Below are 20,026 nucleotides of genomic sequence, written 5' to 3' on the forward strand. Positions count from 1 at the left end.
CCGCCCGCGCCCTGCGCGCCGAACGCGCCGAGATCGCCGGAGCCCCCGACCAGCTGCCCGAGGGCGAGGGCCCGCGCGCGCCGCTGCCCGACCTCCGCGAGGCCTACCGGGCCGCCTCCCAGGTGTACGAGAAGGTCGGCGTCGGCGCCGACCTGCGCGCCGAGCAGGCCCGCGCCGAAAGCGACGAGAGCGCCGCCCTCGCCGAACTCGACCGGCTCACCAACAAGGTCCGCACCCGCGCCGCCCAGCTCCTCGAAGGCACCGACGGAGCCGACGGCCCCTCCCGGCAGGCAGCCGCCGCCCGCGCCGAGGCCCTCGTACAGATGCTGGAATCCCGCGCCTCCGCCGCGAGCGAGCAGCTCGGCCGGCTGCGCGGCGAGGCCGAACGGCACGCCCCCGCCGACGGCGAGGCGCACACCGAGCTGCCCGAGGAGCTGGTCCCGGCCGACGTGGAGCAGGCCCAGGGCCTGCTGCGCACCGCCACCGCCCAGCTCGCCGCGCACTCCGCCGCCGTGGAGTCCGCCCGGGCCGCCCACGCCGACCTGCTGCGCGCCCACCGCACCGCCGAGGACGGCGCCGGCGGCTTCGACGAGACCGCCGCCCTGCTCCGCGACCTGCTGCGCGACCACAGCCACCCGGAGGACGAGCAGGAGCCCGCGCCGCACCAGGGCACCCTGGAGGAAGCCCGCCAGTCGGCCACCGAAGCCCGCCGCTCCCTGCGCGCCTGCGCCGCCGACCTCTCCGCCGCCGAGGCGGCCGTGCGCGAGGCGAGCGACGTCCTGGTCCGGCACGCCAACGCCAACCGCTACGAGCAGGTACGCACCCCCGCGCGCCAGCAGATCCGCGAACTGCCCGCCTCCGCCCTGCCGGAGCACGCCGCGGCCTGGGCGGCCGCCTTCGCCCCGAGGCTGCGCGTCCTGACCGACGAGCTGGCCCAGCTGGAGCGCAACCGCGACAGCATCGTGGACCGGCTGCGCGGCCTGGTGGAGTCGGCCCTGGCCACCCTCCGCTCCGCCCAGCGCCTGTCCCAGCTCCCCGAGGGCCTCGGCGAATGGTCGGGCCAGGAGTTCCTGCGCATCCGCTTCGAGGAACCCGACCAGGCCACCCTCACCGAACGCCTCGGCGAGGTCATCGACGAGGCCACCCGCACGGCGGTCAAGAAGAACGCCGCCTTCGGCGAAGGCCGCCGGGACGGCATGTCCCTGCTCCTGCGGGGCGTCCAGGCGGCGCTGGAGCCCAAGGGCATCGCGGTGGAGATCCTCAAGCCGGACGCCGTCCTGCGCGCCGAACGCGTCCCGGTCGGCCAGATGGGCGACGTCTTCTCCGGCGGCCAGCTGCTCACCGCCGCCATCGCCCTCTACTGCACGATGGCGGCCCTGCGCAGCAACGACCGCGGCCGCGACAAGCACCGGCACGCGGGCACGCTGTTCCTCGACAACCCGATCGGGCGCGCCAACGCCACGTACCTGCTGGAGCTCCAGCGGGCGGTGTCCGACGCCCTCGGCGTCCAGCTCCTGTACACCACCGGCCTCTTCGACACCACGGCCCTGGCGGAGTTCCCGCTGGTGATCCGGCTGCGCAACGACGCGGACCTCAGGGCGGGCCTGAAGTACATCAGCGTCGAGGAACACCTCCGGCCGGGCCTCCCGCAGCCCTCCCAGGAACCGGAAGCCGTCCACGGCGAAATCACGGCCACCCGAATGTTCCGCCGCGGGGCTCCTTCCTGACGGGAACGGTGGAAGGGCGGGGCGGGGAGACGGCACCGCGCAGCGGCACCACCGGCTCAGCCGGCCCGCGGCGACGGCGGTGCCGCCGCCCACCCCTCCCGCGCCGCACTGCTCGGCTCCGACACCACCCCGTACCGCTGGTTCCACATCTGCCGCGTGATCCACACGTCCAGCACGGCCCACGTGGCCACCACCGTCCCCGCTATCCCCCCGAGAACCATCGGCAGCGCCAGCCACGACCCCGCCAGCACCAGGAAGAACGTGACCGACGCCTCCGTCAGCGTCACCGCCACGATCAGCACCGCCCGCACCGCGGACGCCCGCACCGGATCCGGCATCCGTCTCCGCCGGGCCGGCTCCTCGACCCACAGCCCCCGCCCCGAGCTCTCCGACACCGACCCGTCCTCTTCGTCGTACATCCTCATGGCCCGCTCCACTGCTCCCGCACCCGACCCGAACCCAACGACCGGCCCCGCCCGCAGATTCCCGAATCCCGGACGCCGACCCACCCCCACCGTTGCGGATCCAGCGATTTCGGAGAGTTCCAGCCATCCATCCGGACAAAGGAATTGAGGCCACACCAAGTGTCATCTGCCACATATCGGGCCGGACTTGACCGGAAGTATCGGACAACTCGTGATCTTCGTCCAGGGGTCAGGCCGAAAACGTCCGGACACGCCTTCGAGCCCGCTCGGTGGCAGTAGTAGGCTCACGCCGTTTAAATGACGGAACACCGACCCCTCGCAACGGGGTTGAGCTGGGGGAGGCTGGGGAGGCCATGCGCTTTCGCGGGAAGTCGATCCGCCGGAAGATCGTGGCGTTGCTCCTGGTGCCGCTCGTCTCCCTGACCGCCCTCTGGGGCTTCGCCACCGCCATCACCGGCCGCGAGGCCGTGCAGCTGCTCGACGTCGCGTACGTCATCGACAAGGTCGGCTACCCCATCGAGGACGTCGTCCGCGTCATCCAGAAGGAACGCCGCCAGACCCTCGTCGTCATCGGCGACCCCACCGCCGCCGCGGCCACCGCCGAGCTCACCAGGAGCCGCGCCGCCACCGACGCCATGGTCCGCAAGATCACCGCGAACGCCAGCGACCCCGAGGTCCTCGACGAGCTCGCCTCCGCCGCCAGGCAGCGCCTCGGCTCGATCCTCGACGCCTTCCACGGCATCGCCGCCCTGCGCACCTCCGTCGACACCAACAGCCTCGACCCCGTCCAGGCCCTCGACCTCTACAGCCGCCTCGTCGACCCCTGCTACGACTTCCTCATGAACCTCCACGCCCTGGAGAACGTGGAGATGGACAAGCAGGGCCGCGCCCTCGTCGGCATCACCCGCGCCCGCGAGACCCTCTCCCGCGAGGACGCGGTCATCGCCTCCGCCCTTGCCGCCGGCAACGTCTCCGCGGGCGACGTCCGCCGGGTCTCCACCTTCGTCGCCAACCGCGCCCTGCTGTACGAGTTCAACCTCGCGATCCTTCCGGCCGACGACCGCAAGCTCTTCGAGCAGTACTGGAACGGCCCCGAGACCAAGGCGCTGCGCGACACGGAGGAACGGTTCATCACCGCGGGCGCCGTCAAGAACCCGCGCACCGTCACCGCCGCCCAGTGGGACGAGGCCGCCCACAAGGTCCTCGACGACCTCGCCACCATGGGCACCGCCGCCGGCGACCGCTACCAGAAGCGCGTCGAGCCGGTCGCGATGGACGTCCTCGTCCAGGCCGCCGTCGCCGGCGTCCTCGGCTTCATCGCCCTCGCCGTCTCCGTCGTCCTGTCCGTCCGCATCGGCCGCGACCTGATCCGCGACCTCTCGCAGCTCCGCAAGGACGCCCACGAGGCCTCCGGCGTCCGCCTGCCCAGCGTGATGCGCCGCCTCGCCGCCGGCGAGAGCGTGGACGTGGAGACCGAGGCGCCCCGCCTGGAGTTCGAGAAGGACGAGGTCGGCCAGGTCGGCCTGGCCCTCAACAGCCTCCAGCGCGCCGCCGTCGAGGCCGCCGTCAAGCAGGCCGAGCTGCGCCGCGGCGTCTCCGAGGTGTTCGTCAACCTCGCCCGCCGCAACCAGGTGCTGCTGCACCGCCAGCTGACCCTGCTCGACACCATGGAGCGGCGCACCGAGGACGCCGAGGAACTCGCCGACCTGTTCCGCCTCGACCACATGACCACCCGCATGCGCCGCCACGCCGAGGGCCTGGTGATCCTCTCCGGCGCCGCCCCCTCCCGCCAGTGGCGCAAGCCCGTCCAGCTGATGGACGTCGTCCGGGCCGCCGTCGCCGAGGTCGAGGACTACGAGCGCATCGAGGTCCGCCGCCTGCCCCGCATCGGCATCGAGGGCCCGGCCGTCGCCGACGTCACCCACCTGGTCGCCGAACTCCTGGAGAACGCCACGGTGTTCTCGCCCCCGCACACCGCCGTCCAGGTCCACGGCGAACGCGTCGCCAACGGCTTCACCCTGGAGATCCACGACCGCGGCCTCGGCATGAACCCGGAGGCCCTCCTCGACGCGAACCTCCGCCTCGCCGAGACCCCCGAGTTCGAGCTCTCCGACACCGACCGCCTCGGCCTGTTCGTGGTCAGCCGCCTGGCACGCCGCCACGGCATCAAGGTGGCCCTCCAGCCCAGCCCCTACGGAGGCACCACCGCGGTGGTCTTCCTCCCGGCCGAACTCCTCACCGAAGCCCCCGACACCAACGGCACCGGCATCCGCCTCGACGCCGTCCGGGCCGGCAAGGGCGCCACGGCCGTCAAGGGCGTCAAGGCCGCCCCGGGCGCCAGGGGCGCCGGCCGGTCCGCGCACACCGCCCTCGACCGCGCCACGTCGGCCCGCCCGCTGCCCGCCGGCGTGCTCAACGGCCCCGTCGAACTGGAAGGCCCGCTGGGCGCCCTCGGCCTGGACGCCCTGGAGGGCCTCGACGGGCTCGCCGGCCTGGACGACCCCGCCACCGGCCTCGCCGGCACCGGCGGCCGCCCGCCCATGGCCAGCCTCGACGACGAGACCCCGCCCGGCGGCACCCCGCGCAGCGCCCTGCTGGGCCTGGGCACCGCGGGCCGCCCCGAGGGCGACCGGCGCGGCGCCGAGCGCGGCACCTGGAAGGGCGACCGCATCGGCGACAGCAGCGCCGACCGCCACCGGGACTGGGGCCGCGGCCGCGACACCGGCCCCGACACCGCCGCCGGCCGAGGCCGCACCCACGGCGCCGACCGCGACGCCGCCACCGGCCCGGTCCGCGCCGACCGCCCGCGCCTGGACGCCGTCCGCCCCGACGGCCCCCGCCCCGGAGCGGTCCCGCTGCCCCGGCGGCGTCCCACCCCGACCCTCGTGGCCGAGCACGGCCGCCGCGTGGAGCCCCGCCCGGCCGGCGTGAAGGCCCCCGACCGGCCTCAGACCGGCCCCGAGGAGCCCCGTACCGCCCCGGGCCCCGGCGGGCTGCCCCGCAGGGTCCGCCAGGCGAACCTCGCGCCCCAGCTGAAGAACCCGGCCCCCGCCGAGCCCGAAGCCCCCGCGCAGCCGCCGACCGACCAGGACGCGGAGGACGTGCGCGCCCGTATGTCCGCCCTCCAGCGGGGCTGGACCGCGGGCCGCAGAGAGTACGCAGAACAGCAGGCACAGCAGCAGCACGAGAACGAAGGGGACGGTCGATGACCGCACCGCAGAACGGAAACGACAGCAGGGGCCGCGGCCCCGGCCCGCTCAACTGGCTCCTCGACGAACTCGTCGACAAGGTCGCCAGCATCCGCAAGGCGGTGGTCCTCTCCGGCGACGGCCTGCCGACGGGCAGCTCCAAGGACCTGACCCGCGAGGACAGCGAGCACCTGGCCGCCGTGGCCTCCGGCTTCCACAGCCTGGCCAAGGGCGTGGGCCGGCACTTCGAATCGGGCAACGTCCGCCAGACCGTCGTCGAGCTGGACGAGGCCTTCCTCTTCGTCATGGCCGCCGGCGACGGCAGCTGCCTGGCGGTTCTCTCCGACTCCGACTCCGACGTCGGCCAGGTCGCCTACGAGATGACCCTCATGGTCAAGCGCGTCGGCGACCACCTGGCGACCGCCCCGCGCACCGGGCTGCCAGCCGGAGGGTGAGTCGGAGCGTATGAGCGATCCAGGCCACGACCACCCCCCGGCCTCCCCGGGCACCCCCGACGCGACGCCCGGGGACGGCCACCCGCACTGGTTCGACGACGAAGCGGGACCCGTCGTACGCCCGTACGCCATGACCCGCGGCCGGACCCGGCACTCCGCCCGGCACCGCCTCGACCTGATCGCGCTCGTCGTCGCCGAACCGGCGGCCGACGACCCGGTCTGGGACATGACCCTGTCCCCGGAACACGCCCACATCCTCGGGATGTGCCGGGAACGCCCCCAGTCCGTCGCCGAAGTCGCCGCGGACCTCGACCTCGCCATCGGCGTCGTCCGGGTCCTGATCGGCGACCTCGTCGACGACGAACTGGTCCACGTGACCCGGCCGGTCCCCCCGGCCGAACTGCCCGACGAATCCATTCTGCGTGAGGTGATCGATGGCCTTCGGGCGCTCTAGCCGCACCGGTGCGATGCATGCCGTCTCCCCGGTCGAACCGCTGACCTTGAAGATCCTGGTCGCGGGCGGCTTCGGGGTCGGCAAGACCACCCTGGTCAGCGCGGTGAGCGAGATCCGTCCCCTGCGGACGGAGGAGACGCTCTCCGAACCGGGCGTCGGCATCGACGACACCGGGGGAGTGGAGGGCAAGAGCACCACGACCGTGGCCATGGACTTCGGCCGCATCACCCTCCGCGAGGACCTGGTGCTCTACCTCTTCGGCACCCCGGGGCAGGACCGCTTCTGGTTCCTGTGGGACGAGCTCTCCCAGGGCTCGCTCGGCGCCGTCGTGCTCGCCGACACCCGCCGGCTCGCCGACTGCTTCGCCGCCATCGACTACTTCGAGCGGCGCGGCCTGCCGTTCCTCGTCGCGGTCAACTGCTTCGACGGGGCCGAACGCCACCCCGTGGTGACCATCCGCGAAGCCCTCGACCTCGACCCCGAGGTGCCGGTACTGCTCTGCGACGCCCGCGACCGGGAGTCGGTCAAGGACGTGCTGGTGGGAGTCGTCGAGCACGCCATGTCGCTGGCCCGGGCCCGCCGCGCGAGCCTGACCGCCGGCATCTGACGCGCGAGGAGGCGGCCCGTACCCCCGCCGACTGGGGTACGGGCCGCGGCTCTCATGGGGGGCTGTGGGGGTCCCGGCGCGGGACCGTGGGGAGAGTGTGAACCCGCCGCCGGGGAGCGTCAAGCACCGCGACGACGGCACTTGTGCCGGTCCGCTCAGCGCACCGCCACGACCGCCGACCCGTGCCCGAACAGCCCCTGGTTCGCGGTGATCCCCACCCGCGCCCCCGGCACCTGGCGCGCCCCCGCCGTACCCCGCAACTGCCAGGTCAGCTCGCACACCTGGGCGATGGCCTGCGCCGGCACCGCCTCCCCGAAGGAGGCCAGTCCGCCGCTGGCGTTGACCGGCACCCGCCCGCCGAGCGCGGTCGCCCCCTCCCGGACGAGCTTGGCCCCTTCGCCCTCACCGCACAGGCCGATGTCCTCGTACCACTCCAGCTCCAGCGCGGTGGACAGGTCGTACACCTCGGCCAGCGACAGGTCCGCCGGCCCCAGCCCCGCCTCCTCGTACGCGGCCCGGGCGATCGAGGACCGGAAGGAGCCCTCCGCCGGCCGCACCGCCACCGCCGAATCGGTCGCGATGTCCGGCAGGTCCAGCACCGTACGCGGATACGTGGGCGTCACCGTCGACACCGCCCGGATCCGCACCGGGTCGGCCACCCCGCGCGCCCGCGCGAACTCCATGCTGCTCAGCACCAGCGCGGCGCCCCCGTCGGAGGTCGCGCAGATGTCCAGCAGCCGCAGCGGATCGGCGACCACCGCCGAGGCCGCCACCTCCTCGGCCGTCACCGTCTTGCGGTAGCGGGCGTTCGGGTTGAGCACCCCCGCCGCCGCGTTCTTCACCTTGACCTGCGCGAAGTCCTCCCCGGTGTCCCCGTACAGCGCCATCCGGCGGCGGGCGTACAGCGCGAAGTACGCCGGGTTCGTCGCACCGAGCACCCGGAAGCGCAGCCAGTCCGGATCGTCCGGGCGGTCACCCCCGGCCGGGGCGAAGAACCCCTTCGGCGCGGCGTCTGCGCCCACCACCAGCACCACGTCGGCCAGCCCGGCCAGGATCTGCGCCCGGGCCGCCCCGATGGCCTGGGCCCCGGAGGCGCAGGCCGCGTACACGCTGGTCACCCGGGCGCCCTGCCAGCCGAGCGCCTGCGCGAAGGTGGCCCCGGCGACATAGCCCGGGTACCCGCCGCGCACGGTGTCGGCGCCGACCACGGACCGTACGTCGGTCCACTCCAGCCCGGCGTCGGCGAGCGCGGCCCGGGCGGCGGCCCGCCCGTACTCGACGAAGCTGCGGCCCCACTTGCCCCACGGGTGCATACCGGCCCCCAGCACGGCCACGTCCCCGCTCATCGCGCCCCCTCCACCGGCCTGAACCGCCAGGTCGTCCAAGCGGTTTCGGCGTCCTCGTTCAGCACCCCGCCGACCACCTCCACCTCCATGCCGACCGCCAGATCGGCCACCGTCACCCCGGGCGCCGCCTGCCCGAGCACGACCATCCCCTCGGCCTCCAGCTCCACCGCGACCAGCGTGTACGGCTCCCACGGGGCGTCCGGGTCGGACACGTACGGGGCTGGCGGCCGGTAGCGCCCGTCGGTGTAGGACCAGACCCGCCCGCGCGGCGACAGCGGCACCTCCACGAGCGCACCGCCGCCGGGGCAGTGCGGATTGCGGCAGTACGCGTCCTCGCGCGGGAAGAACACCGCCGTACAGGCGGAACACGTGGTGCCGAGCAGCCGGAACCCGTCCGGCCCGTCGGTGAACCATCCGCTCACCACGGGTGTACGTGTGCGTGCCAAGACCCCTCCCACAGCCGATATCTGACGAGCCGTCAGAAGTCTGCCATGCGGCGCGCCCGCCGCACAGCGGGAAGGAGCACCAACCACCGCCGCCCGCACGCCCCTTGGCATACGATCACCGCATGCCGGCACAGCTGAGGGACTCGCACTGCTCCACCTGCGGAGCTCCGTTCGACACCACCGACTGGCCCCGCCCGTGCACCGGGTGCGGCACCGTCGCCTACCGCAACCCCCTCCCGGTGGCCGTGGCCCTGCTCCCCGTCGAGGACGCCTCGGGCACCGGCCTGGTGGTCATCACCCGCACGATCGAACCCGCCAGGGGCGGCGTCGCCCTGCCCGGCGGGTTCGTCGACTTCGGCGAGGACTGGCGCGACGCGGTGGCGCGCGAACTCCGTGAGGAGACCGGCATCGAGGCCCGGGCCTCCGAGGTCACCCTCGCCGACGTCCTCAGCTCCCCGCACGGCCACCTCCTCGTCTTCGGCCTCCTCCCGACCCGCCCGGCCTCGGCCCTCCCGCCCTCGGAGCCCACCGACGAAACGACGGGCTGGCACCTCCTCCGCACCCCCACGGAACTGGCCTTCCCCCTCCACACCCAGGCCGCCGCCTCCTGGTTCGCGGGCCGCTACGCCTGACCCGGCCTACTTCTGACAGCCCGGCTGGGCGGACAGCGCGGTGCCGGTCTCTCCGGAATAGAGTTTCTTGACGGAGCCGTCACTCGGGTTGTCGACGCTCTGGAGTTGGTTCGCAACGGCATCGAGGCCCTCGGCGAACTTCGCCTGATCATCGGGGTCGAGTGCGTCCACCTTCTTCTTCAGGTCCACGTAGGAGGAGGCGGTGCCCCGGAACTGATGGACGGCGTTCTGCTGGATCGCCGCGCCGTCCTTGACGGGCGGGGGACCCGCGTTCTGGAGGGCGTCGCCCAGTCCCTCGTACGCCTCCGAAAGCTGCTGGAACGCCTGCGAGTCGGTTTTCTGGACGTCCGCCGGCTTGCCGTTCCCTCCGCTCGCGCGCTGGAGCGCGGCACTGGCGTCGTTGATCTGCCGCAGGTGGGGCTGGGCCTGGTCGCAATACCTCTTGGCCCAGGCGTTCACATCGCCGCCGGCGGCCGGACTGACAGCGTCCCTCGACGGATTCTGCGCGGATTCGTGCGCGGGGAGGGTCGCCCACAGAATGCCGCCGACCAGCAGCACGGCCGCCGCAGCCGTCGTGACGACGATCCACCGGCCTCTGCGGGACGGGCGCCCACCCGGTTCGCCCGGGCCGTTCCGGCGCGTCGGGAGCGGGTCTCCGGGCGGCCGGCGCCAGGACTTCTCCGGCCCGGGCGGGACGGACGGCGCGGGCTCCTGCCGGGCCGGCGGCCTATGGGGAGCGGCGCGCGTCGGAGCCTGGTCGGGCGTCGGGGCGACATCGGTGGGGGGCTCCTGCGCGGACGGTGCGGGGGCGCGCTGCGGCTCCGTGCCGAGCACGGCGAACCGGCGGGCCGCCGCCTCCCCGTCCAGCCGCTGCGCGGGATCCTTCGACAGCAGCCCCAGCAGGACGGGAGCCAGGTCCGCGGCGCGCCGTGGCGGTGAGGGTTCCTCGAAGAGGAGCGCGGTGAGGGTGGACACGTCGGAATCCCGGTCGAAGGGACCGTGGCCCTCGACCGCGAAGTACAGCGTGGCACCGAGTGAGAACAAGTCCGACGCCGCTGTCGGCGCCGATCCGTGGGCCCGCTCCGGTGCGATGTAGCGGGGGGTCCCGATCACTCCGGAGACCGTGGTGAGCCGGGTCTCACCGGAGTCCTGCTGGAGCGCGATCCCGTAGTCGGCCAGCATGACGCGCCCCCCGTCCCCGGAGGACGAGCCGTTGGTGACGGGACCGGTCAGCAGGATGTTGGCGGGTTTGACGTCCCGGTGGAGGATGCCGAGCCGGTGGCCCTGCGACAGGGCGTCGAGCACGGCCAGACCGATCCGCGCGGTCTCGGCCGGCGGCAGCGGACCGTGCTCGTCCACCACCTGGCCCAGATCGCTCGCGCCGGGCACGTACTCCATGACGATCCAGGGAAGGCCCTCTTCTTCGACGACGTCGTACACCGTGACCACGTGGGGGTTGCCGCGCAGCCGCGCCGAGTGCCGTGCCTCGCCGCGGGCCCTGGTGATCCGGGATTCCCTCTCCGCCCTGGGGGTGTCGGGCGGGAAGGCGATCTCCTTGATGGCGACGTCACACGCCAGTTCCTGGTCGTGGGCGAGCCAGACCCGCCCCATGCCGCCGGCGCCGAGCTTGCGCTGGAGCCGGTAGCGCCCGGCGATCACCCGGCCAACGGCATCGTCCGTGCCTGTCATGCGTGCCTTCCCTGGAGTCCCGGGAGCGTGGGCGGTCACAGGTTCGCCGGTGCACCCCGCCGGCCATGCGGGACAGGGTGACGACGAGGGTCCCGTCCGGCCGGGGCGAGCGCCGGCCTTGAGGCGCGGCCTGACCTTGCGACGAAATGATCGCGGCCAGAGCCGCGTGATCGCCCCGCACCACGCCGACCGCCCCACCCTTGGCCCCGATCGGTGTCACCCCCCGCCGCAACGACACCCACGGCCCCGCCGGACCCACCCCGCCGGCGCGGACCGGCCCTCGCCCCCACGGCGGCCCCTCCCGCCACGCCCCACCCACTCGCCCGCCCCCCAAAGCCCCGAACACCACCTCCCCGGCCCGGGCCCCCGCCCCGGCACCTCCCCGGCCACCTCCGACCCCGTCGGCCGGGGCCCGCCCGGTCACCCGCAGCCGGGGCCGTGACCCGGCAGTGCTCCGGGCCGTCTCTGATCCCGCCGGCCGGGGACCGTCCGGCCGTCCGCGGCCGGCGCTCTGACCCGGCAGTGCTCACGGCCGCCTCCGACCCCGCCCGCCCGGGACCGCCCGGCCGTCCGCAGTCGGAGCTCTGACCGGGCAGTGCTCCTGGCCGTCCCTGACCCCGCCCGGCGGGGACTCCGGACCGCAGCCTCACGCCCGGCCAGGGCAACGGCGTCTGCCCCCTACACCCCCCGCACCTCCACCCCGCCCACCACCCCGCCCGCCTCGTCCTCCACCAGCACCGCCTCCCCGGCCCACCGCACGGTGTACCGCTCCACCTCGCCCGCCTCGAACCCCGACCCCGGATCCCGGATCACCACCCCGGCCCCGGTCCGCCCCCGCGCCGGCGCCCACGCCTCCAGCCCCACCGACCCGTCCCCACGCCGCACCGGCAGTACCGCCCCCGCCCGCGCCAGCACCGGCGTCCGCCCCGGCGGGGCGTCCAGCAGCACCTGGCCCGGCCCCTCGTGCGCGGCCCCCGTCGCCGTGTCGTACCACCGCCCCCGCGGCAACCGCACCGCACGCCGGTCCGCCCCGCACTCCAGCACCGGCGCCACCAGCAGCGCGTCCCCCAGCAGGAACGCGTCCTCGCAGTCCCGCAGCCGCCGGTCCTCCGGCGCCCCCCACCACACCGGCCGCACGTACGGCGCCCCCGTCCGCCGCGCCAGGTGCGCCAGCGTCACGAAGTACGGCCGCAGCCGCTCCCGCTCCGCCAGGACCGCCCCCGCCCGCTCCGCCACCTCCGGCCCGAACTCCCACGGCTCCCGCCGCCCCGCCCAGATCGCCGAGTGCGTCCGGAACAGCGGCAGGTACGCCCCCAGCTCCAGCCACCGCAGGTACAGCTCCGGCGAAGGCGTCCCCCCGAAGCCCCCCACGTCCGGCCCCGAGTACGGCACCCCGCACAGCCCGAGCCCCAGCACCAGCGCCAGCGACGCCCGCAGCCCCTCCCAGCTGCTCTCCACGTCACCGGACCACGTGCCCCCGTACCGCTGCATCCCCGCCCACCCCGACCGGGAGAACAGGAACGGCCGCTCGGCCGGCCGCAGCCGCACCAGACCCTCCCACCCCGCCCGCGCCATCCCGAGCCCGTACACGTTGTGCCCGGCCCGGTGGTCGCCGCCCGCCCCCTCCAGCGCGTGCCGCGCCGACCGGGGCAGCGTCGGGTCCCCCCACGGCGCGAACGACACCGGCTCGTTCATGTCGTGCCAGAACCCCGAGAACCCCTGCGCGAGCCGCTCCTCGTACAGCCCGCCCCACCACTCCCGCGCCGCCGGATCCGTGAAGTCCGGATACGCGCACTCGCCCGGCCAGACCTCGCCCCGCACCTCCCGCCCCCGCGCGTCCCGTACGAACGCCCCGTGCGGCCCCACCTCCAGGCCGGACGCGTGCACCGCGTCCCCCGCCTTCACCGCCGGGTCCACGATCGACACCAGCCGCACCCCGGCCGCCCCCAGCTCCCCGGCCAGCCCCGGCAGATCGGGGAAGGCCTCCCGGTCCACCGTGAACACCCGGTGCCCGTCGTAGTGGTCGATGTCCAGGTGCACGGCCGACAGCGCGAGCCCCCGCTCCACGTACCCGGCCACCACCCGCCGCACCTCCGCCTCGCTCCCGAAGCCCCACCGCGCGTGCTGGTACCCCAGCGCCCACTCCGGAGGCACCGCCGGAGCCCCCGTCAGCCCCGCCCACCCCTGCGCCACCCGCGCCGGCGTCCCCGGCAGCACCCAGCACCGCGGCGGCCCGCCCTCCAGCCGCAGCTCGCTCGACCCGGGCCGGTCCGGCCCCGAACCCGCCCCCTCCTCGCCCTCGCGCAGCACCACCCGCCCGTCCCAGGTGTTGTCGTAGAACGCCAGGTGCGTCCCCGCGTCCGAGACCACCACCTGGACCGGCATCGTGATGTACAGCGGATCGGTGTCCGGCCCGAACCCGCCCTTGGGGTCGGTGTTCCACAACCGGTACTCCCCGTCCCGCAGCCGCGGCCCCCGCGCCCGCCCGCCCAGCCCGAAGAACCGGGCGTCCGCCGGCACCTCCGCCCGCTGCAGCCACCGCGAACCGCCCCCGGCCGCCCCCTCGGCCCCGTCCACCGGATCCCACCACCGCGGCGGCAGCTCCCGCCGCAGCACCGCCCCGCCCGGGTTCCGCACCTCCAGCGCCCCGTGCCGGGACACCGCCACCGTCACCCGCTCCGACACCACCCGCCAGCCGCCCCCGGTGTCCGGCTCCAGCACCGCCCGCGGATCCGGCTCCGGCCCCCCGCCCAGCACCGCGTACGAGGGCTCCGGCCCCGCCCCGTCCCACCCCCAGAACACCGCACCGCCCACACCCACCCGTACCGTCAGCTCGCTGCGCGCGAACCGCAGCAGGCCCCCGCCCGGCCGGGGCTCCGTACCCGCCAGCAGCCCCGGCACCCGCGCCCGCTCCGCCCCCCGCGGAGCCAGCCCCTCCGCATCCGTCCGGCGGTGGCGCAGCGCCGCGCGCCAGGCGCGCCGCCCGCGCGCCGTACCGATCTCTTTCAACGCACGCACCAGCTCACGACCGTCCATGGCGATCACCCTGCCACCGGCCCCCGGCCGAGCGGGCGGCGTTCAGCTGCCGTTCACCCGGAAACACCCGGAAACGGACGGCCGGGCCGCCGCGGACAGCTCTGGTGCGGATCTCGATCACATGGCATCGTCCCTGTGAGCCGCCGCGCACACCGACGCGGCGGCGGCACCGTACGCACACGAAGCGCGAGCCACAGACTTGACCGGGAGCCGACCCATGACCTCTGCCACCCAGCCGGAACCCCTCTGGTCCCCGAGCCCCGACAGGATCGCCGCGGCCCGCGTCACCGCCTTCCAGGCCTGGGCCGCCGAGCGCTTCGGAGCCCCCGCCGACGGCGGCTACCCGGCACTGCACCGCTGGTCCGTCGACGAGCTCGACGTCTTCTGGCAGGCCGTCGCCGAGTGGTTCGACGTACGGTTCACCACCCCCTACGAGCACGTACTCGCCGACCGCGCCATGCCCGGAGCCCGCTGGTTCACCGGCTCCACCCTCAACTACGCCGAGCACGCCCTGCGCGCCGCCGAGGACCCCGCCCGCGCCGGGGACACCGCCCTCCTCCACGTCGACGAGACCCAGGAACCGGTCCCGGTGACCTGGGCCGAGCTCCGCCGCCAGGTCGGCTCGCTCGCCGCCGAGCTGCGCGCCCTCGGCGTCCGCCCCGGCGACCGCGTCAGCGGCTACCTCCCCAACATCCCCGAGGCGGTCGTGGCCCTCCTGGCCACCGCGGCCGTCGGCGGCGTCTGGACCTCCTGCGCCCCCGACTTCGGCGCCCGCAGCGTCCTCGACCGCTTCGAGCAGGTCGAGCCCGTCGTCCTGTTCACCATCGACGGCTACCGCTACGGCGGCAAGGAGCACGACCGCCGCGAGACCGTCGCCGAGCTCCGCGAAGGCCTCCCCTCCCTGCGGGCCGTCGTCCACATCCCGCTGCTGGGCACTCCCGCCCCCGAGGGCACCCGTGCCTGGTCGGACCTGACCTCCGGCGACGCCGAACCCGTCTTCGAACCGGTCCCCTTCGACCACCCGCTGTGGATCCTCTACTCCTCCGGCACCACCGGCGCCCCCAAGGCGATCGTCCAGTCCCAGGGCGGGATCCTCCTCGAACACCTCAAGCAGCTCGGCCTGCACTGCGACCTCGGCCCCGAGGACCGGTTCTTCTGGTACACCTCCACCGGCTGGATGATGTGGAACTTCCTCGTCTCCGGCCTGCTCACCGGCACCACCGTCGTCCTCTACGACGGCAGCCCCGGCTACCCCGACACCGGCGCCCAGTGGCGGATCGCCGAGCGCACGAAGGCCACCCTCTACGGCACCTCCGCCGCCTACGTCATGGCCTGCAAGAAGGCCGAGGTGCACCCGTCCCGGGACTTCGACCTCTCCGCCGTCAAGTGCGTGGCCACCACCGGCTCCCCGCTCCCGCCCGACGGCTTCCGCTGGCTCCACGACGAGGTGGCCGAGGACCTGTGGATCGCCTCCGTCAGCGGCGGCACCGACGTGTGCAGCTGCTTCGCCGGCGCCGTCCCCACCCTCCCCGTCCACATCGGCGAACTCCAGGCCGCCTGCCTCGGCACGGACCTCCAGTCCTGGGACCCGTCCGGCAAGCCGCTCACCGGCGAGGTCGGCGAGCTCGTCGTCACGGCCCCCATGCCCTCCATGCCGATCCACTTCTGGAACGACGCCGACGGCAGCCGCTACCGCGACAGCTACTTCGAGATGTTCCCCGGCGTCTGGCGCCACGGGGACTGGATCACGATCACCGACCACGGTTCCGTCGTCATCCACGGCCGCTCCGACTCCACCCTCAACCGGCAGGGCGTCCGGATGGGCTCCGCCGACATCTACGAGGTCGTCGAACGCCTCCCCGAGATCAAGGAGTCCCTGGTCATCGGCCTGGAGGAACCGAACGGCGGCTACTGGATGCCGCTCTTCGTCCACCTCGCCCCCGGCGCCGTCCTCGACGAGGCCCTGCGCAAGAAGATCGCCGCCACCCTCAGGGAGCAGCTCTCCCCGCGCCACGTGCCCGACGAGGTCATCGAGGTCCCCGCGGTCCCGCACACCCTGACCGGCAAGCGCATCGAGGTCCCGGTCAAGCGCCTCCTCCAGGGCACCCCGATGGCGAAGGCGGTCAACCCGGGCTCGGTCGACAACCCGGACCTGCTCCCCTTCTACGAGGAGCTGGGCCGCAGCCGGAGGTGACTGTCAGTGGTCATGGTTACGGTGAGTGAGCAAGTCATCGCGCCGCCCGGCGCGCCACTCAGGGGGAACCATGACCACCACACCGAACACCTCACGACCCACCACGCCACGCACCACCGCCTCCCGCCTCCGCCGTGAGCTGCGCCGCGAGGTCCCCAGCACCGTCGGCCTCCTCGCCGACGCCCGGGACTTCGCGGCCATGCGGGAGTACCCCAGCTTCGCCTTCGACCACCGCGCCGAGTACCCCGACTACCTCCGGCACGTCGACGCCCTGCTCCGCTCCCTCGCGGCCCAGGGCATCCACACCACCGTCGCCCTCTTCGACCCCGAGGAGTACGCCGGCTACTGCGCCGAGCACGGCCTGGACCCGGACAGCGCCCACACCCGTACCCGCTTCACCGCCGAACTCGCCTGCGGCCCCGCCCTGCCCTACACCGGCCAGCCCGTCGAGGAGCTCGTACCCCTCCTCGTCGACCACGCCCTGCGCCAGGCGACCTGGGAATACGCGAGCACGGTCCTCGCCGGCGTGGGGGACTGCGCGGACTGCGGCGAGGACATCGGCCGGGCCTCCTTCGAACGGGCCACCGCCCTCCTGCGCCGCCTCGTCGACGGAGCCGGCCCCGGCCGGCACCACCTGGTCTGCAGCGTCCCCACCGAGGAGGAACAGCTCGTCGCCGTCCTGCACGCCGAGGCCTCCGCAGACCCCGGCGGACCGCCCCGGACGGAGGCCCGCGACCACCTCGACTTCGTGACCGTCCTGGCCGCCGGCCTCGCCCTCGGCGGCTCCGGCGGACTCGTCCTGCGCAGCACCACGGAAGGCCTCCCGGACCGGGTCCACGGCTGGCGCCTGAACCACGGCCGCCTGGTGGCCCTCACCGCCGCCGCCGTGTTCGACGCCTACTGCACGGACGCCGACACCGGCGATCCCGTCGCCCCGGAACCGGGCGTCGACTACTGCCCCGGCTACGAGGTCGACACCCCCGGCCCCCACGACTAGCCGGGCCGCCCCCCGGGAACGACCGAGGGGCCCCCGCCACCGGCGAAGGCCCCTCGATCGTCAGGACGCGTGTCACGGCACGCCTCCGGCTACTCGCCGGACAGCACCGCCTGCGCGGCCACGCGCGCCTCCTCGGCGCTGTCCGCGGCCCGCGCGGCCGCGGCCGCGCGCTCGCACTGCGCGAGCGTGTACTTGGCGAGCGTCGCCCGCACGTACGGGATCGAAGCGGCACCCATCGACAGGGAGGTGACACCCAGACCGGTCAGCACACAGGCCAGCACCGGATCCGACGCGGCCTCACCGCAGACACCACAGCTCTTGCCCTCCGCCCTGGCGGCATCGGCCGACATGGCGATCAGGTCGAGCAGCGCCGGCTGCCACGGGTCCTGGAGCCGCGACACCGCACCCACCTGACGGTCGGCGGCGAAGGCGTACTGCGCGAGGTCGTTCGTGCCCAGCGACAGGAACTCGACCTCCTGCAGGATCGAGCGCGCCCGCAGCGCGGCGGAGGGGATCTCCACCATCGCACCGAACTTCGCCCGCAGACCGGCCTCGCGGCAGGCGTCCGCGAACGCCTTCGCGTCGATCCGGTCGGCCACCATCGGGGCCATGACCTCCAGGTAGACCGGCAGCCCCTCGGCCGCCTTGGCCAGCGCCGTGAGCTGCGTGCGCAGCACCTCGGGGTGGTCCAGCAGCGTCCGCAGACCGCGCACGCCCAGCGCCGGGTTCGGCTCGTCCGCCGGGGTCAGGAAGTCCAGCGGCTTGTCGGCGCCCGCGTCCAGGACGCGCACGACCACCCGGCCCTCGGGAAAGGCCTCCAGCACCTTGCGGTACGACTCGATCTGCTTCTCCTCGGACGGCGCCTTCTTGCTGTCGTCCAGGAACAGGAACTCGGTGCGGAACAGGCCCACACCCTCGGCCCCGGCCTCCACGGCGGCCGGGACGTCCGCCGGCCCGCCCACGTTCGCCAGCAGCGGCACCTTGTGACCGTCGGAGGTGGCACCCGGACCGGAGGAGGCGGCCAGCGCCGCCTTCCGCTCGGCGGCCGCGGCCTCCAGCTCGGCCCGCTTCTCGGCGGTCGGCTCCACGAACAGGTCGCCCGTGCTGCCGTCCACGGCGATGACCGTGCCCTCGGCGATCTCCCCGGCACCCGGCAGCGCCACGATGGCCGGCACGCCCAGCGCCCGCGCGAGGATCGCACTGTGGCTGGTCGGCCCGCCCTCCTCGGTCACGAAGCCGAGCACCAGCGCCGGGTCCAGCAGCGCGGTATCGGCGGGAGCCAGGTCCCGCGCGATCAGCACGTACGGCTCGTCACTGTCCGGCACACCCGGCATCGGCACGCCCAGCAGGCGCGCCACGATGCGGTTGCGCACGTCGTCCAGGTCGGCCACCCGCCCGGCCATGTACTCGCCGGCCCCCGCGAGCAGGTCGCGGTAGGACGCGAACGCGTCGTAGACGGCCCGCTCGGCGGTGCTGCCGACGACGATCCGCCGGTCCACGTCCGACATCAGCTCGGGGTCCGTGGCGATCATCGCCTGGGCCTCGAGCACGTGCTGGGCCTCGCCGCCGGCCAGCTGGCCGCGCGCCATCAGGTCGGCCGACACGGCTTCCACGGCCTGACGGGCGCGCCCCTGTTCGCGCTCCGCCTCGTCCGCGGCGATCCGCTTCGCCGGCGGCTCCAGCACGGCCGTACCCATGTGCCGCACCTCGCCGATCGCCACACCGTGGCTCACGCCGACGCCTCGCAGCGTTGTCTCCATTTCACCCGTCTCCGATTGAGCGGCGGGCGCAGCCGCCGCGGTGGATGTCCGACCCGTCTGCGCGGGCAGGCGGACGCCTTACTGCCAGCTGAAGAGGGCGTCGCCCGTCTTGACGTCCCCGGAGTCGACCATGCCGGAGAGGGAGTCGGCAGTCGCCTCCAGCGCCACGACGGGGCAGACCGCGGACTTGCCGGCGGCCTCGACGGCGGCGGGGTTCCAGCGGATGACGGCCTGGCCGCGGACCACGGTGTCGCCCTTGTTCACGAGCAGCTCGAAGCCCTCGCCGTTGAGCTGGACGGTGTCGATCCCGAGGTGCGTCAGGACACCGTGACCCTCGGCGTCGACGACGACGTACGCGTGCGGGTGCAGGGAGACGACCACACCGTCGACGGGGGACACCGCCTCCGAGGGCTCGCGCACGGGATCGATGGCGGTGCCGGGCCCCACCATGGCGCCGGAGAACACCGGGTCGGGCACTGCCGCGAGTCCGATGGCACGTCCGGCAAGTGGGGACGTCACGCTGGTCATGGGGGCCTCCCAGGGGGTGGGGCTTCTTCGTGTGAAGGATATTGCACAGCTTGTACGGGTTCGCCCGATGCCGGTTCCCGACCCGGGCAGACCCGTCGACACGGAGACTAGTGGACTAGACCGGTGGACTAGACCATACGCGTGAATGGATTTGCCTGCGCCCCACGGGCGCTGTACTGTCGTGACTCCCGCCGAGACGTGTTCCGTGAACATCTCGCGAACAGTCGATGGACGGGAACCCCCCTCAAGCAGTGAAGATCTCGATCCCCACTCCTTTTCGACGTGCCGCTCCGGCGCGACGGACGGTGGTCGGAGAGAAGGAAAAGCACTGATAGAGTCGGGGTCGCTGGAAAGGAAAAGCGCGAAAGCGAATGACCTGGAAAGCGGGCGAGAAAGACTCTGATAGAGTCTGAATCGCAAGAACGAAAGCCCGGAGGAAAGCCCGAAAGGGTGAGTACGAAGGAAGCGTCCGTTCCTTGAGAACTCAACAGCGTGCCAAAAATCAACGCCAGAAGTTGATACCCCGTCCACTCCGGTGGATG

General features: G+C 74.0%; 13 protein-coding genes and 2 pseudogenes. 8 read left to right on the plus strand and 7 right to left on the minus strand.

Annotation, left to right across the window (positions count from 1 at the left end):
- Positions 1 to 1,727, plus strand: a pseudogene (locus tag AB0F18_RS31700) (hypothetical protein); the annotation flags it as partial.
- 101 nt (positions 1,728 to 1,828) lie between these two features.
- On the opposite strand, the pseudogene AB0F18_RS31705 reads toward AB0F18_RS31700, so the two are convergent.
- Positions 1,829 to 2,152, minus strand: a pseudogene (locus AB0F18_RS31705) (hypothetical protein); the annotation flags it as partial.
- A gap of 353 nt (positions 2,153 to 2,505) precedes the next feature.
- Between AB0F18_RS31705 and AB0F18_RS31710 the strand changes: the two are divergent.
- The 4 genes from AB0F18_RS31710 to AB0F18_RS31725 are packed head-to-tail and all read left to right on the plus strand — an operon-like array spanning position 2,506 to position 6,856.
- On the plus strand, positions 2,506 to 5,361 hold the full coding sequence (locus AB0F18_RS31710; RefSeq protein WP_362066874.1) for a nitrate- and nitrite sensing domain-containing protein: 2,856 nt from the start codon (positions 2,506 to 2,508) through the stop codon (positions 5,359 to 5,361).
- The gene (locus tag AB0F18_RS31715; protein ID WP_362066876.1) at positions 5,358 to 5,795 is read left to right on the plus strand and encodes a roadblock/LC7 domain-containing protein; all 438 of its coding nucleotides are present in this window, start codon (positions 5,358 to 5,360) and stop codon (positions 5,793 to 5,795) included. Before AB0F18_RS31710 ends, AB0F18_RS31715 begins: the two co-directional genes overlap by 4 nt.
- 10 nt (positions 5,796 to 5,805) lie before the next feature.
- Entirely contained in the window at positions 5,806 to 6,249 is a 444-nt protein-coding gene (locus tag AB0F18_RS31720) for a DUF742 domain-containing protein (RefSeq protein WP_362066878.1), read from the plus strand.
- Positions 6,230 to 6,856, plus strand: coding sequence for an ATP/GTP-binding protein (locus tag AB0F18_RS31725; RefSeq protein WP_362066880.1), 627 nt, complete (start codon positions 6,230 to 6,232; stop codon positions 6,854 to 6,856). The genes AB0F18_RS31720 and AB0F18_RS31725 overlap by 20 nt, the downstream gene beginning before the upstream one ends.
- A 155-nt stretch (positions 6,857 to 7,011) precedes the next feature.
- On the opposite strand, the gene AB0F18_RS31730 is transcribed toward AB0F18_RS31725, so the two are convergent.
- Complete coding sequence (locus AB0F18_RS31730) at positions 7,012 to 8,202, minus strand: lipid-transfer protein (RefSeq protein ID WP_362066882.1); 1,191 nt, start codon at positions 8,200 to 8,202, stop codon at positions 7,012 to 7,014.
- Positions 8,199 to 8,648 (minus strand): zinc ribbon domain-containing protein, encoded by a 450-nt coding sequence (locus tag AB0F18_RS31735; protein ID WP_362066884.1) that lies wholly within the window; start codon positions 8,646 to 8,648, stop codon positions 8,199 to 8,201. The genes AB0F18_RS31730 and AB0F18_RS31735 overlap by 4 nt, the downstream gene beginning before the upstream one ends.
- A 122-nt stretch (positions 8,649 to 8,770) precedes the next feature.
- Between AB0F18_RS31735 and AB0F18_RS31740 the strand changes: the two genes are divergently transcribed.
- Positions 8,771 to 9,280: an NUDIX domain-containing protein gene (locus AB0F18_RS31740; protein ID WP_362066886.1), complete on the plus strand. Its 510-nt coding sequence runs from the start codon at positions 8,771 to 8,773 to the stop codon at positions 9,278 to 9,280.
- A 6-nt stretch (positions 9,281 to 9,286) separates the two neighbouring features.
- Here AB0F18_RS31740 and AB0F18_RS31745 read toward each other — a convergent pair whose 3' ends face one another.
- Complete coding sequence (locus tag AB0F18_RS31745) at positions 9,287 to 10,969, minus strand: protein kinase (RefSeq protein WP_362066888.1); 1,683 nt, start codon at positions 10,967 to 10,969, stop codon at positions 9,287 to 9,289.
- A gap of 678 nt (positions 10,970 to 11,647) precedes the next feature.
- Positions 11,648 to 14,005 (minus strand): TIM-barrel domain-containing protein, encoded by a 2,358-nt coding sequence (locus tag AB0F18_RS31750; RefSeq protein WP_362066890.1) that lies wholly within the window; start codon positions 14,003 to 14,005, stop codon positions 11,648 to 11,650.
- A 217-nt stretch (positions 14,006 to 14,222) separates the two neighbouring features.
- Here AB0F18_RS31750 and AB0F18_RS31755 point away from each other — a divergent pair, with 217 nt between their 5' ends.
- Together AB0F18_RS31755 and AB0F18_RS31760 are read left to right on the plus strand one after the other, a co-directional pair.
- Positions 14,223 to 16,199: an acetoacetate--CoA ligase gene (locus AB0F18_RS31755; RefSeq protein WP_362066892.1), complete on the plus strand. Its 1,977-nt coding sequence runs from the start codon at positions 14,223 to 14,225 to the stop codon at positions 16,197 to 16,199.
- A 70-nt stretch (positions 16,200 to 16,269) separates the two neighbouring features.
- The gene (locus AB0F18_RS31760) at positions 16,270 to 17,196 is read left to right on the plus strand and encodes a hypothetical protein (RefSeq protein WP_362066894.1); all 927 of its coding nucleotides are present in this window, start codon (positions 16,270 to 16,272) and stop codon (positions 17,194 to 17,196) included.
- Positions 17,197 to 17,285: 89 nt separating this feature from the next.
- Here the strand turns inward: AB0F18_RS31760 and ptsP are convergent, their stop codons facing one another.
- Both ptsP and AB0F18_RS31770 read right to left on the minus strand, forming a co-directional pair.
- The gene (gene ptsP / locus AB0F18_RS31765; RefSeq protein ID WP_362066896.1) at positions 17,286 to 18,956 is read right to left on the minus strand and encodes a phosphoenolpyruvate--protein phosphotransferase; all 1,671 of its coding nucleotides are present in this window, start codon (positions 18,954 to 18,956) and stop codon (positions 17,286 to 17,288) included.
- Between the two features lie 78 nt (positions 18,957 to 19,034).
- Positions 19,035 to 19,484 (minus strand): PTS glucose transporter subunit IIA, encoded by a 450-nt coding sequence (locus tag AB0F18_RS31770; protein WP_362066898.1) that lies wholly within the window; start codon positions 19,482 to 19,484, stop codon positions 19,035 to 19,037.
- Positions 19,485 to 20,026: the final 542 nt, after the last annotated feature.

This window comes from Streptomyces sp. NPDC029216 (assembly GCF_040648015.1).
In the GTDB taxonomy this organism is placed as follows: domain Bacteria; phylum Actinomycetota; class Actinomycetes; order Streptomycetales; family Streptomycetaceae; genus Streptomyces.